This window comes from Bacillus sp. MMSF_3353, assembly GCF_030733445.1.
Lineage (GTDB): Bacteria > Bacillota > Bacilli > Bacillales > Bacillaceae_G > Bacillus_A > Bacillus_A wiedmannii.
Genome location: NZ_JASHJA010000002.1, coordinates 545,955 through 560,972, shown reverse-complemented (window position 1 = coordinate 560,972; position 15,018 = coordinate 545,955). Strand labels below are relative to the sequence as shown.

General features: G+C 35.8%; 12 protein-coding genes. 6 read left to right on the top strand and 6 right to left on the bottom strand.

Features of this window, described 5'->3' with window-relative positions:
• Positions 1-261: 261 nt before the first annotated feature.
• The 6 genes from gyrA to dnaA form a co-directional block, all read right to left on the bottom strand.
• Positions 262-2,733 (bottom strand): DNA gyrase subunit A, encoded by a 2,472-nt coding sequence (gene gyrA / locus RBB48_RS08050; RefSeq protein WP_001282859.1) that lies wholly within the window; start codon positions 2,731-2,733, stop codon positions 262-264.
• A gap of 88 nt (positions 2,734-2,821) precedes the next feature.
• Positions 2,822-4,744: a DNA topoisomerase (ATP-hydrolyzing) subunit B gene (gene gyrB / locus RBB48_RS08045; protein WP_000435974.1), complete on the bottom strand. Its 1,923-nt coding sequence runs from the start codon at positions 4,742-4,744 to the stop codon at positions 2,822-2,824.
• A 38-nt stretch (positions 4,745-4,782) separates the two neighbouring features.
• Positions 4,783-5,910, bottom strand: a complete 1,128-nt coding sequence (gene recF / locus RBB48_RS08040; protein WP_000470742.1) for a DNA replication/repair protein RecF — start codon at positions 5,908-5,910, stop codon at positions 4,783-4,785.
• 12 nt (positions 5,911-5,922) lie between these two features.
• Positions 5,923-6,135, bottom strand: a complete 213-nt coding sequence (gene yaaA / locus RBB48_RS08035; protein WP_000821366.1) for a S4 domain-containing protein YaaA — start codon at positions 6,133-6,135, stop codon at positions 5,923-5,925.
• A 127-nt stretch (positions 6,136-6,262) separates the two neighbouring features.
• The gene (gene dnaN, locus RBB48_RS08030) at positions 6,263-7,402 is read right to left on the bottom strand and encodes a DNA polymerase III subunit beta (protein WP_087981847.1); all 1,140 of its coding nucleotides are present in this window, start codon (positions 7,400-7,402) and stop codon (positions 6,263-6,265) included.
• A 178-nt stretch (positions 7,403-7,580) separates the two neighbouring features.
• Entirely contained in the window at positions 7,581-8,921 is a 1,341-nt protein-coding gene (dnaA, locus tag RBB48_RS08025; RefSeq protein ID WP_306007504.1) for a chromosomal replication initiator protein DnaA, read from the bottom strand.
• A gap of 565 nt (positions 8,922-9,486) precedes the next feature.
• Here dnaA and rpmH point away from each other — a divergent pair.
• From rpmH to mnmG, 6 genes are all read left to right on the top strand, one after another.
• Positions 9,487-9,621 carry a 50S ribosomal protein L34 gene (rpmH, locus tag RBB48_RS08020; protein ID WP_000831901.1) on the top strand — a complete coding sequence of 45 codons (135 nt, stop codon included), beginning with the start codon at positions 9,487-9,489 and terminating at the stop codon, positions 9,619-9,621.
• 76 nt (positions 9,622-9,697) lie between these two features.
• On the top strand, positions 9,698-10,045 hold the full coding sequence (rnpA, locus tag RBB48_RS08015) for a ribonuclease P protein component (protein WP_000731505.1): 348 nt from the start codon (positions 9,698-9,700) through the stop codon (positions 10,043-10,045).
• Positions 10,046-10,097: 52 nt separating this feature from the next.
• Complete coding sequence (gene spoIIIJ, locus RBB48_RS08010) at positions 10,098-10,865, top strand: YidC family membrane integrase SpoIIIJ (RefSeq protein WP_048542855.1); 768 nt, start codon at positions 10,098-10,100, stop codon at positions 10,863-10,865.
• Positions 10,862-11,479 carry an RNA-binding cell elongation regulator Jag/EloR gene (jag, locus tag RBB48_RS08005; protein ID WP_060487895.1) on the top strand — a complete coding sequence of 206 codons (618 nt, stop codon included), beginning with the start codon at positions 10,862-10,864 and terminating at the stop codon, positions 11,477-11,479. Before spoIIIJ ends, jag begins: the two co-directional genes overlap by 4 nt.
• Positions 11,480-11,705: 226 nt before the next feature.
• Positions 11,706-13,082 carry a tRNA uridine-5-carboxymethylaminomethyl(34) synthesis GTPase MnmE gene (gene mnmE / locus RBB48_RS08000; protein WP_087981843.1) on the top strand — a complete coding sequence of 459 codons (1,377 nt, stop codon included), beginning with the start codon at positions 11,706-11,708 and terminating at the stop codon, positions 13,080-13,082.
• A gap of 46 nt (positions 13,083-13,128) precedes the next feature.
• On the top strand, positions 13,129-15,018 hold the full coding sequence (mnmG, locus tag RBB48_RS07995) for a tRNA uridine-5-carboxymethylaminomethyl(34) synthesis enzyme MnmG (protein ID WP_000541059.1): 1,890 nt from the start codon (positions 13,129-13,131) through the stop codon (positions 15,016-15,018).

Genomic DNA, 15,018 nt, shown 5'->3' with positions numbered 1-15,018 from the left:
GGATCAAACTCTCCAATAAAGTTAGTTTGTCTAGCATCTAAAAATAAAAATTGACGTTTCACGTTGTTTGTTTCGTTTAGTTTTCAAAGTTCAACATCGCGTTTCAGCGACTTTCATAATATATCATAGTATATTATTTTCGTCAACAAGTTTTTTAAGATAATTTGTATCTCTCATTTGCTGACTCTGCCTATTATATAGAGTTTTCCATTGCTATGCAAGTATTATTATAAAAAAATAAGAGGAGGAAAAATCCCCCTCTTATTCTTCAGAAGAAACCTCTTCATTAGATTCCTCTTCTTCATCTTTCTGTGCTTTTGCTACCGTCGCTACCTCTTGCTCATCCTCTAATCGAATTAGACGAACACCTTGTGTATTACGTCCCATTTGAGAGATTTGATCAACTGGCATACGAATAATAACACCTGCTGCCGTAATTAACATGATATCTTCTTCACCTGTTACAGATTTAACAGCTACTAATTTACCGTTTTTATCTGTAATATTACAAGTCTTCAGACCTTTACCACCACGGCTTTGTAGACGGTATTCATCAATAGGTGTACGTTTTCCATAACCATTTTTCGTTACGATTAGAACATTTACATCCTCTTCGACAATTTCCATGCCTACAACTTGATCTTCATCACCTAATGTAATTGCTTTTACACCAGCCGCATTACGTCCCATAGAACGCACATCTTGCTCGTTAAAGCGAATTAACATACCATTGCTTGTTCCTACAATAATATCCTTATCACCAGATGTTAAACGTACAGATATTACTTCATCCTCTTCACGAAGAGAGATGGCGATTAAACCATTCGTACGTATATTTGCAAATGATGAAAGTGGCGTTCTCTTAGAAATACCTTGTTTTGTTGTGAAGAATAAGAATTCATCATCACCAAATTCACGAATTGGAATAATGGCGTTAATCCATTCACCCTTATCTACACCTAATAAGTTAATAATAGGTATACCTTTTGCTGTACGACTATACTCTGGGATTTCATATCCTTTCGTACGGTATACTTTCCCTTTATTAGTAAAGAATAAAATGTGATCATGCGTAGAAGTAGTTAATAAATGCTCTACGAAATCATCATCATTTGTTCCCATTCCTTGCACACCACGTCCACCACGGTTCTGTGTTTTGTACGTAGAAGCCGGTAACCTCTTAATATAACCATTATGAGTTAACGTAATAGCGATGTTTTGTTCTGGAATCAAATCTTCATCTTCAATAAATTCCATGCCACCAATTGTAATTTCCGTTCGTCTCTTATCATTGAAGCGTTCTTTTACTTCCGTTAATTCTTCACGAATAATCTCAAGAACTTTCTCTTCATCTGCTAAGATTGCTTTTAATTCAGCGATTAACTTCATTAAGTCTTGATATTCTTGCTCAATTTTTTCACGTTCTAATCCTGTTAAACGTTGCAGACGCATATCTAAAATTGCTTGTGCTTGTTTCTCACTTAAACCGAAACGTTCCATTAAGCCTTGTTTTGCAATATCTGCTGTTTTCGAACTACGAATTAACGTAATAACTTCATCTAGATGATCTAGAGCAATTCGTAATCCTTCTAAAATATGAGCACGCGCCTCTGCTTTTTCTAATTCATAAGCAGTACGTCGACGAATTACTACCTTCTGATGCTCCAAGTAATGATATAAATTTTGTTTTAAATTCAGTACTTGTGGCTCTCCATTTACAAGAGACAACATATTAATACCGAAACTTGTTTGAAGTGCTGTATGTTTATATAGATTATTTAATAGTACATTGGCATTGGCATCACGGCGTACTTCCATAACAATACGCATACCGTTTCGATCTGACTCATCACGTAAATCCGTAATACCTTCAATTTTCTTATCACGAACTAATTCTGCAATTTTTTCAATTAATCGCGCCTTATTAACTTGATAAGGTAGTTCAGTTACGAGAATAGATTGTTTACCATTTGACTTCTCTTCAATTTCAACTTTAGCTCGAAGCATAATAGAGCCTCTACCTGTTTCATACGCTCTTCGAATCCCACTTCGTCCCAAAATTAAACCTGCTGTTGGAAAATCTGGTCCTGGAATAAACTCCATTAATTCCGCAATCGTAATGTCGGGATTATGGCTTAGTGCCAATACACCATCAATTACTTCACCAAGTTGATGCGGTGGAATATTCGTTGCCATACCTACCGCAATACCCGTCGTACCATTCACTAATAAATTAGGGAAACGCGCTGGCAATACAATTGGCTCTCTTTCAGAACCATCATAGTTATCTTGATAATCAATCGTATTTTTTGAAATATCACGTATTAATTCCATAGAAATCTTAGACATTCTTGCTTCTGTATAACGCATCGCTGCTGCTGAATCACCATCAACAGAACCAAAGTTACCATGCCCATCAACAAGCATATAACGTTGACTAAAATCTTGCGCCATACGTACCATCGTCTCGTAAACAGCTGAATCACCGTGAGGGTGATACTTACCGATTACTTCACCGACAATACGCGCTGATTTTTTATACGCTTTATCAGCTGTAATTCCTAAATCATTCATCGCATATAAAACCCTACGATGCACAGGTTTTAATCCATCACGAACATCTGGTAATGCACGAGATACGATAACACTCATTGCGTAATCTAAAAACGAGGTACGCATTTCATGACTAATATTAATTTCTCGAATTCGTGCTTGTTGTTGATTGTCTGACATCAACCAGCACCTCCTCTTACATTTCCGTTACACATACATTGATTTATATGTAGAAGACAGGAATACTTAGATTCCTGTCATTACCCATTTAAATATCAAGGTTTTTCACGTATTTTGCATTTTCTTGGATAAAGTTACGACGTGGCTCTACTTTATCTCCCATCAAAATTTCAAATGTTTCATCCGCTTCAATTGCATCTTGAAGTGAAACTTGAAGTAATGAACGTACTTCTGGGTCCATTGTCGTCTCCCATAACTGAGTTGGATTCATTTCCCCTAGACCTTTATAACGCTGAATCCCCGGCTTAGGTTGGGCTGGTAATTCAGCTAAGATTTTTTCAAGTTCCTTATCATTGTAAGCATATTGAATTTTCTTACCTTGTTGTACTTTAAACAAAGGTGGCTGTGCAATATATATATAACCGCACTCAATTATTTGACGCATATAGCGATAGAAGAACGTTAATAATAGGGTACGAATATGCGCACCATCAACATCGGCATCCGTCATAATAATAACTTTATGATAGCGTGCTTTTTCAATAGCGAAGTCTCCGCCGATATTTGTACCAATCGCCGTAATAATTGTACGAACTTCATCATTTGATAAAATCTTATCTAAGCGTGCCTTTTCAACATTAATAATTTTACCCTTCAGCGGTAAAATTGCTTGGAAATGACGATCACGTCCTTGTTTTGCAGACCCACCCGCAGAGTCACCCTCTACGATATAGATTTCACTAATTGCTGGATCTTTAGAAGAACAGTCTGCCAATTTCCCTGGTAAACTTGAAACTTCTAAAGCACTCTTTCGGCGAGTTAACTCACGAGCCTTTTTAGCTGCTACACGCGCACGCGCTGCCATCGTCCCTTTATCTATAATCTTACGTGCAACATTCGGATTTTCCAGTAAGAACTTTTCAAATGCCTCTGAGAATACTGACTCTGTAATTGTTCTTGCTTCACTATTTCCAAGTTTCGTCTTCGTTTGTCCTTCGAATTGTGGATTTGGATGTTTAATTGACACAATCGCTGTTAAACCTTCACGAACATCTTCACCAGTTAAATTACTATCCGCATCTTTTAAAATATTATTTTTACGACCATAATCGTTGATCACACGAGTTAAGGCTGTTTTAAATCCTACCTCATGTGTACCACCTTCATACGTATGAATATTATTTGTAAATGAGTAAATATGATTTGTGTATCCTTCGTTATATTGAAGCGCAACTTCAACCTGAATACCATCTTTTGAACCCTCTACATATACAGGTTCTTCATGAATTGGCTGTTTTGAACGATTTAAATGTTCAACATATGATTTAATTCCACCTTCATAATGGAATTCTTTCTTCTGTTTATGTTCACGTTTATCTTCAATTGTTAATTTAATATTACGATTTAAAAATGCTAATTCGCGCATACGAGTTGCTAACGTATCAAATTCGTATACTATTGTTTCCTGAAAAATTTCTGGATCTGGTTTAAATCGAGTTATCGTCCCTGTTTGATCTGTGTCACCAATGACTTTTAAATCCGCAACCGGGATACCTCTTTCGTATTTTTGATAATGGATTTTGCCTTCACGATGTACAAATACCTCTAGTTCTGTTGATAGAGCATTTACTACAGATGCCCCAACACCATGCAAACCACCAGAAACTTTATAACCGCCACCGCCAAACTTACCACCAGCATGAAGAACGGTCATTATAACTTCTACAGCAGGACGTCCCATTTTTTCTTGTATACCAACTGGAATACCACGTCCATTATCCGTTACAAGAATACTATTATCTTCTTCGATACTAACGTTAATTTCATCACAATACCCTGCAAGTGCTTCATCAATACTATTATCGACGATTTCCCACACAAGATGGTGAAGTCCTTTTCCACTTGTAGATCCAATATACATCCCAGGGCGTTTTCGAACCGCTTCTAATCCTTCAAGTACCTGTATCTGACTTTCATCATATGAGTTTTCTTCCATTTGCTTTTGTTCCATTGACACAAAGATCACCTACTTTTCCATTTAAATAGGGATTACGCCCTATCTATTTCACAATCTACCGTGCCGTTCGTTACATGAATTGTTTTCGCTTCTTTTAATGTTTCGTGTTCAATTCCGTCGACACTCGTCGTTGTCACAAATGTTTGCACTTTTCCTTGAATTGTATTTAACAGATGCGATTGACGATAATCATCTAATTCTGATAATACATCATCCAATAAAAGAATTGGATATTCCTTAACTTCTGAGTAAATCAATTCAATTTCAGCTAATTTTAGGGACAGTGCGGTCGTTCGTTGTTGTCCTTGCGAACCAAAGACTTGAACATTTTTACTATTAACGAAGAATTGTAAATCATCACGATGAGGACCAATTAAAGTCGTACCACGGAAAATCTCACGTTGTTTCACAGATTGAAAATTTTCATAGTATACTTCTTTTATTTTCGACAAATCCATTGATTCTGATACATCTACACTTGGTTTATAGACAATTTCTAATTCTTCTAATCCGCGGCTTATACCGCGATGAATTGGAGCTGCCCATTCTTGTAGTAAATGCAAAAACTCAAACCGTTTTTGCAATATTTTTGCACCATGCTCAATAAGTTGAAGTGTAAATACATCCAACATCGTTTCCTCATTCTTACTATTCCCTTGCATCTTTTTCAGCAAGTGATTTCGTTGCGTGAGCACCTTTTGATATTGACTCAATTCATACAAATAGATTGGAGCTATTTGGCCTAATTCCATATCTAAAAAGCGTCTTCTTACTTGAGGGCTTCCTTTTACAAGATTTAAATCTTCTGGGGCAAACATGACAACATTCATCATGCCAATATATTGACTCAATTTTTGTTGTTCAAGTTGATTTAATTTTGCCTTTTTACCTTTTTTCGAAATATTTAATTCCAAAGACAAAGAACTATTTCTCTTTTGTAATTTCCCTTTAATTTGACCGAAGTCTTCATCCCAACGGATAAGCTCGCGATCATTAGAGGTTCTATGAGATTTCGCCATCGCTAAAACATAAATAGCTTCCATCAAATTCGTTTTCCCTTGTGCGTTTTCACCGATAATCACATTCACTTTATCTTCAAAGGAAAGCTCTAACTTTTCATAATTGCGATAGTTTTTTAATTGTATTTCTGAAATAAACAAAGGGCTCCCCCTTTATGCCTGAACTTGGAAACTTCCGCTTCCTGGAATTTCAATAATATCGTTCGCATATAATTTGCGACCTCTTCTATTTTCAAGTTCTTGATTCACGTACACTTCATATTCTTGTAAAAACCATTTTACAGCGCCACCTGTATCAATTACATCGGCTAACTTCAAAAATTGTCCTAGTGTAATATACTCTGTTGAAATTTTAATACGTTTCATAAAATCGCTCACTTTCTGAAAGTGTTCATTCTTTCATTGTACTAAATAAACTAACATTAGGAAAGTAATACCCAAAAATCAAATAAGGGCTACTAGTATCTGAAAACTAGCAACCCTTACTTCTTACTTAGTAAGTACGAACCGGTAAAATTAATTGAATAATGGACTCATCATTTACTGTACGAATTAAGAATGGTCTCATCGCACCAGTAAAGCTAATTTTAATTTCAGTACTATCTAAAGCTTTTAGTGCATCCATCATATATTTTGCACTAAAAGATATTTTTAACTCTTCCCCATCCATCTTTTCACATTGAACTTCTTCTACTACTTTCCCAATTTCTGGTGAATTCGAAGAAATTTCTAGCATTTCCTGTTCTAAAGTTGATAATTTTACAACATTATTACGACCATCCCTTGCTAATAAAGATGCACGATCAATCGCTTGTAAAAATTCTTTTGTATTTACAAAAATATCTGTTTTACTTTCGGCTGGAATTAAACGAGTTGTATCCGGATAATTACCTTCTAACAATCTTGAGAAGAATAATAAATGCTTTGTACGGAATAATACTTGATACTCCGTAATAACGATATCTACCATTTCTTCAGACTCATCTAGAATTTTGCTTAATTCATTTAAGCTTTTACCTGGAATAACAACATTCGCTTGAAATTCATCTGCGATTCCTTCGATTTTTGCTTTTCGAAGAGCTAACCTGTGACTATCTGTAGCAATGCAAGTTAATTCGCTGTTATATACTTTCCAGTTTACACCTGTCAAGATTGGTCTTGTTTCAGAAGTGGAAACTGCAAATACAGTTTGTCTGATCATATGTTTCAGTAAATCTGTTGGGATCTTAAAAACATGATGTTCTTCAATTTGTGGTAACAATGGATATTCAGCAGAATCTAAACCATTTAAATTAAACTCTGATTTTCCAGAAATTATTTTTGTCATAAAATGATTTTCCACAGAAATTTCGACAGTCTCTTTAGGTAATTTTTTTACAATCTCACTAAAATATTTTGCTTGTAAAATAATACTTCCTGATTGTGCTACTTCTACGATTTCTTTTCCATTGTCTTCAACTGGGATAAAAGATTCAATAGAAATATCAGCATCGCTTCCTGTTAACGTAACTCCTTCTTCCGTAGCGACAACTTTAATTCCTGTAAGGATCGGAATTGTTGTACGAGAAGAAACAGCCTTCATTACATCTTGTACACTTCTTACAAGATAGTCTTTTTGTATTGTAAAACGCATAAAGAAAAACCTCCGGTAAGTATAATATTTTATTTAATTAATAAAGATAAAAAATAGTAGTAATAGTAATAGGGCCTGTGGATATGTGGATAACCCCGTTGAAGGATGTAAAAACAGTCTATCTACATGTGGATAGACTGTGCGTAAAACAAGGGAAGTTATTCACACTATTCAGCTACTACTTTAAAATATCGTTAATTTCTTCAACTTGTTTTTGTAATTGCATATCCGTTTTAAGCAGCTTAGAAATTTTTTCATGAGCATGGATAACTGTTGTATGATCACGTCCACCAAATTCTTCACCGATTTTAGGTAAGGAGTAATCTGTAAGTTCGCGTGATAAATACATTGCAATTTGGCGAGGGAAGGCAACTGATTTTGTTCGCTTTTTCGCCTTGAAATCTTCCAGTTTTATTTGATAAACATCCCCGACAGCCTTTTGAATATCATAAATGGAGATAATTTTTGGTTTAGAATTTGGAATAATATTTTTAAGTGCTTCAGCTGCTAAATCAGCATTAATATCTTTGTTAATTAAAGATGAATAAGCTACAACTCGGATAAGTGCACCTTCTAGTTCACGAATGTTTGAATCAATTTGATTTGCAATATAAAGCATAACCTCATTTGGTATATCGAGTCCTTCAGCCTTTGCTTTTTTACGTAAAATTGCAATTCGTGTTTCTAAATCTGGTGGCGTAATATCCGTAATGAGTCCCCATTCAAAGCGAGAACGAAGACGATCTTCTAAAGTTGGAATTTCTTTTGGTGGCCGATCACTTGAAATTACAATTTGTTTACTTTCTTCGTGTAATGCATTGAATGTATGGAAAAACTCTTCTTGAGTTTGTTCTTTTCCTGCTAGAAATTGAATATCATCTATCAATAAAACATCTACATTACGGTATTTATTACGAAAATCGACCGCTTTATTATCACGAATAGAATTAATGAATTCATTTGTAAATTTTTCTGATGATAAATATACAACCTTTGCGTTTGGGTTATGTTCAATTACATAATGACCAATTGCATGCATTAAATGGGTCTTTCCGAGTCCAACTCCCCCGTAAATAAAGAGGGGATTATATGCTTTAGCTGGCGCTTCGGCTACGGCCAATGAAGCAGCGTGAGCAAAACGGTTACCAGAGCCAATAACAAATGTATCAAACGTATATTTTGGATTTAGCATGCTCTGTGGTAAATGATTAGAATCATCTTGTGCTGAATTTGGTTTAGAAGGAGGAAGATCAATCTCCTCTTCAGCTTGACTTTGGGGAATAATAAAGCGAATAGCTAATTTTGCCCCCGTTAAATCATAAAGTGTTTCCGAAATTAGCTCTGAATAATGAGATTCTAACCAATCACGAGCGAATTCATTTGGAGCTGTAATTGTTAACACGTCTTTCTTTAAATTATGTGCGGTTGTTGATTTTAACCATGTTTCATAACTTGGTTTACTGACCTTTTTTTCTAGTTCTTTTAAGGCGCTGTTCCATAAATCAGAGATGTTTTCCAAAGGTGTCCCTCCTTTACTAAGATGGTAAAAGAATAAGGTTGCGCAACAAATGTACAACCTAAATAAATATAAAATGTATATTTATACGAAACGTATTTTAAAACCTAAAAACGTCGTTTGTATATGAGATAGGGTTTTCGACAAAAAAAGCAAATGTGGATAAGCATTTACCCACATGTGATTAAAACTGTCCACATGTTATGCACAAATTGTGGATAAGATAAAGGTGTGGAAAACTTATTCAAAGTGAAAACACAACTATAATATCAAAAAAAAGTAGCTATAGCAATGAATTTAAGAAAGTTATCCACAAAATCAATACCTTGTGGAATAAACTTGTCCACAACACGATATACTGTGTAAAAGTACGAAAGGGGTTTGTGGATATAAAAACCGAGAAAAAACATTTATCCACAAGGAAATATAGGGTCTGTGAAAAAGTATGTGAATAGGTTCAAAATGAATATTTGATGAAAATTTCGAGAACCATTGACATTTTCCTAGTTGATTAACTATAATTTATAGGACTGTCTTTAACAGATATTCCTCAGGGAGGTGTCATATAATGAAAAGAACTTACCAACCAAATAAACGTAAGCGCAGCAAAGTACATGGTTTCCGCAGCCGTATGAGCACAGCGAACGGACGTAAAGTGCTAGCAGCTCGTCGTCGTAAAGGAAGAAAAGTATTATCTGCGTAGACCACTGATCGTTCAGTGGTCTTTTTTTCTAATAATAGTGAATTTCCACTGATGAACTACAGGAGTGTCAATTGATATGAAGAAAAAATATCGTATAAAAAAGAATGATGAATTCCAGACGGTTTTTCAAAAAGGAAAATCGAATGCTAACCGTCAGCTTGTTGTCTATCAACTAGATAAGGGAGAGCAGCCAAACTTTCGCATTGGCCTTTCTGTCAGCAAGAAAATAGGAAATGCAGTAGTGCGTAACCGAATTAAACGTATGATTCGCCAGTCGATCACAGAATTAAAAGATGAGATAGATTCTGGAAAAGATTTTGTTATAATAGCAAGGAAGCCTTGTGCAGAGATGACATATGAAGAATTAAAGAAAAGCTTAATTCATGTCTTTAAACGCTCTGGTATGAAAAGAATAAAAAAGTAGCGTAAGGAAATGAATTACACTATATACATACCGAAACAAGGAGGAGCAGGCTTTGAAAAAGAAAATAGGTTTACTAGCCATGGTTATTGCATTAATGGCAATTGCTGCTGGCTGTAGTGAAGTGAAACAGCCGATTACACCGAAAAGTACTGGAATTTGGAATGAATATTTCGTATATCCGCTTTCTCAGTTAATTACGTATTTTGCCAACTTATTTGGTAGTAATTACGGTTTAGCAATCGTTGTTACAACTCTTATCATTCGTTTTGCATTATTACCATTAATGATTAAACAAACGAAGAGTACGAAAGCAATGCAAGCGTTACAACCAGAAATGGTGAAGTTAAAAGAGAAATATAGTTCTAAAGATCAAGCAACACAGCAAAAACTACAACAAGAAATGATGCAGTTATATCAAAAAAATGGTGTAAACCCATTAGCAGGGTGTTTACCGATATTTGTTCAGATGCCTATTTTATTTGCGTTTTACCATGCGATTATGAGAACGGCAGAAATTAGTAAGCATACATTTTTATGGTTCGACTTAGGGCAGGCAGATCCGTACTATATCTTACCGGTTGTCGCGGCAATTACGACATTTATTCAGCAAAAGCTTGCAATGGCAGGAACAGCTGGTCAAAATCCGCAAATGGCAATGATGATTTGGCTTATGCCAATTATGATTTTAGTCTTTGCAATTAACTTCCCAGCTGCATTATCACTTTACTGGGTTGTTGGTAATATCTTTGGTATCGCTCAAATGTACTTGATCAAGGGGCCAGAAATTAAGGCTAGTAAGGCAGAAGGATCAAGCAAGTGAGTGTAATTACTGCTAAAGGACAAACAGTCGAGCTGGCAGTACAAGATGCTTTAAGGCAACTAAATGTTCTAAAAGACCGAGTAGATATAAATATTATCGATGAGGGTAAAAGAGGGTTCCTAGGTTTATTTGGGAACCGACCTGCAGTAGTAGAAGTTGTATTGAAGAAAGATCCGATTCAAGAATGTGAAGAATATTTAAAAAATATTATTCATGATATGGGTGTGGAAGCTGAGATTAGTAAAATTGTAAAAGGACGCGAAGTTGAATTTACAATTTCCGGCAAAAACATAGGTGTTTTGATTGGAAAAAGAGGAAACACCTTGAATTCTTTGCAGTATTTAACAAAACTTGTGGCGAATCGTAGTACGAAGCAGTATATTGGCATCACACTAGATGCTGAAAATTATCGTAGTAAAAGAAAAGCTACATTAGAAGCACTTTCTTATCGATTAGCAAAACAAGTAGTAAGTACGAAAAAAAGAGTTGTGTTGGAGCCTATGCCATCTTTTGAACGAAAGATTATCCACCAAGCATTATCTAATCATCAAAATATCATTACAACTTCTGAAGGAAAAGAACCACATCGACATGTTGTAATATCTTCCAAGTGACCGGTTACTCAATTGAGTGCCGGTTTTTTTGAGGGGAAAATAGGTGTGGATAACTAAAAAACACTAAACTTATCCACTGTGAATAAGTTTAGTGTTTTTTACATGAGGACATAATAAAATGAGTTATTATTCTTTTGTAGATAGGTTCGTTATGGTATTCTAATAATTTAGTGAAGAAAATAATCATGTTGAAATAGAGATAAATAAGCAAGTGAGGTGAAAGGACATGGAATTTGATACAATTGCCGCGATTTCCACAGCGCTTGGAGAGGGTGCAATTGCCATTGTTCGAGTAAGTGGAGATGATGCGGTTGAAAAAGTTAATCGTATTTTTAAAGGGAAGGATTTAACAGAAGTTCCTTCTCACACAATTCATTATGGTCATATTGTGGATTTAGATACAAATCAGGTTATTGAAGAAGTGATGGTATCTATTCTGCGTGCACCAAGGACTTTTACACGTGAAAATATAGTGGAAATTAACTGTCACGGCGGACTTGTTTCGGTAAATAAAGTATTGCAGCTTATTTTAGCGCAAGGAGTACGATTAGCAGAGCCTGGTGAATTTACAAAACGTGCTTTTTTAAATGGCCGTATTGATTTATCACAAGCAGAAGCTGTTATGGATTTAATCCGTGCAAAAACAGATCGTGCAATGAACGTAGCGATTAATCAAATGGAAGGACGATTATCTAAATTAATCGGCCGTCTGCGCCAGGACATATTAGAAACGTTGGCTCATGTTGAGGTAAACATAGATTACCCGGAATATGATGATGTGGAAGAAATGACACATAATATTTTAATTGAGAAAGCTACACATGTTCGCACGGAAATTGCAAAAATATTAGAAACATCGAAGCAAGGAAAGATTTTACGTGAAGGTATTGCTACTGCAATCATCGGTAGACCTAACGTTGGGAAGTCATCGCTATTAAATAGTCTTGTTCAGGAGAAAAAGGCAATTGTAACTGATATTGCAGGAACAACTCGTGATGTTATTGAAGAGTACGTTAATGTGCGTGGTGTACCACTTAAACTTATAGATACAGCCGGGATTCGTGAAACAGAAGATGTTGTTGAACGAATTGGTGTAGAGCGTTCAAAAGAAATGATGAGCCAAGCTGATTTAGTGTTAGTTGTCGTTAATTATAGCGAGGCTTTAACGCATGAGGATGAAGATCTATTCCGTGCCGTACAAGGAAAAGATTTCATTGTTATTGTAAATAAGACAGATTTATCGCAAGTAATCGATATGGAACGTGTTATAGAATTGGCAGCGGGAAATCGTATTATTACAACATCGTTAATTGAGGAACAAGGAATAGATGAGCTTGAAAAGGCAATAGCTGATTTATTCTTTGAAGGAACAATTGATTCTGCAGATGTGACATATGTTTCTAACGCGAGACATATTGGATTATTAACACAAGCAGGAAAAACAATTGGAGATGCAATTGAGGCAATAGAAAATGGTGTTCCAATTGATATGGTGCAAATTGATTTAACAAGAACGTGGGAAATACTTGGTGAAATTACTGGTGATACCGTCCATGAAAGCCTAATTGACCAGTTGTTCTCTCAATTTTGTTTAGGAAAATAATATAGCGATGTTTGAGAAAGATAGAGATTTTTAGGAGGAATAAACAATGGGATACAATGCCGGTTCATACGATGTCATAGTAATCGGTGCAGGTCATGCAGGATGTGAAGCTGGTCTTGCGGCAGCACGAATGGGCTCCAAAACATTAATGTTAACAATTAATTTAGATATGGTGGCGTTTATGCCATGTAACCCTTCTGTTGGTGGACCAGCAAAAGGGATTGTTGTTCGGGAAATTGATGCATTAGGCGGAGAAATGGGACGCAACATCGATAAAACATATATTCAAATGCGTATGTTAAATACAGGTAAAGGACCAGCTGTACGCGCGCTTCGCGCACAAGCAGATAAGTTTTCTTACCAGCATGAATTAAAGAAAACAATTGAAGAAACACCAAATTTAACGTTGTTCCAAGGAATGGTTGAGCGTTTAATCGTTGAAGATGGCGAATGTAAAGGGGTAGTTACGCAAGCTGGTGCTGAATATACAGCCAAAACAGTTGTAATTACGACTGGAACATTTTTACGCGGTGAGATTATTATGGGAGATTTAAAATATTCGAGCGGTCCGAATAATCAACAACCATCTATTACTTTATCCGAGCATTTAGAGGAGCTTGGATTTGATCTTGTTAGATTTAAAACAGGTACACCTCCGCGTGTAAATAGTAATACGATTGATTACAGTAAAACAGAAATTCAGCCAGGTGATGACAAACCACGAGCTTTCTCTTTTGAAACGACAAAATTTATTATGGATCAAATTCCATGTTGGTTGACGTATACAAGTACGGAAACACATCGTTTAATAGATGAAAACCTACATCGCTCAGCTATGTATTCTGGTATGATTAAGGGAACAGGACCTAGATATTGTCCTTCAATTGAAGACAAAGTAGTAAGATTTAATGATAAACCACGTCATCAAATTTTCTTAGAGCCAGAAGGACGTAATACACAAGAAGTGTATGTACAAGGTTTATCCACAAGCTTACCAGAAGATGTGCAACGTGATATGCTTAGAACAATACCTGGCCTAGAAAATGTTGAAATGATGCGTACAGGTTATGCAATTGAATATGATGCGATTGTGCCAACACAACTATGGCCAACACTTGAAACGAAAAAAATTAAGAATTTATATACAGCAGGACAAATTAACGGAACTTCTGGTTACGAAGAGGCGGCAGGACAAGGGCTTATGGCTGGGATTAATGCAGCATGTCGTTCTTTAGGTAAAAAAGAAGTTATTTTAGGTCGCGCGGATGCTTATATCGGTGTCTTAATTGATGACCTTGTAACGAAAGGTACAAATGAACCATATCGCTTATTAACATCTCGTGCAGAATATCGCCTATTATTACGCCACGATAATGCTGATCTTCGTTTAACTGAAGTTGGTCGTGAAATTGGATTAATTAAAGAAGAGCGCTATGAGCGATTTACAAATAAAAAATTAAAAATTGAACAGGAAAAGGAACGTTTAAGCAGCATTATTATTAAACCACGTCCTGAAGTTCAAGAATTAATCCGTAGTATTGGCGGAAGTGAATTGAAAGATGGAATACGTGCAAGTGACTTATTACGTCGTCCAGAGATGACATATGAGCATATTCATCTTTTAGTACCAAGCGAAGTAGAATTAAGTGATGAAATTACAGAACAAGTTGAAATTCAGATTAAGTACGAAGGATATATCGAAAAATCCTTACAGCAAGTAGAGCGTATGAAGAAAATGGAAAACAAAAAAATCCCTGTGGATATTGATTATGATGCGATTTCTAGCCTTGCCTCAGAAGCGAGACAGAAATTGAAAGATGTGCGTCCACTTTCAATGGGGCAGGCTTCACGTATTTCTGGCGTGAATCCAGCGGATGTTTCTATTTTACTTGTGTATATTGAACAAGGAAAAATTGCGCGAGTATCGAACCAATAA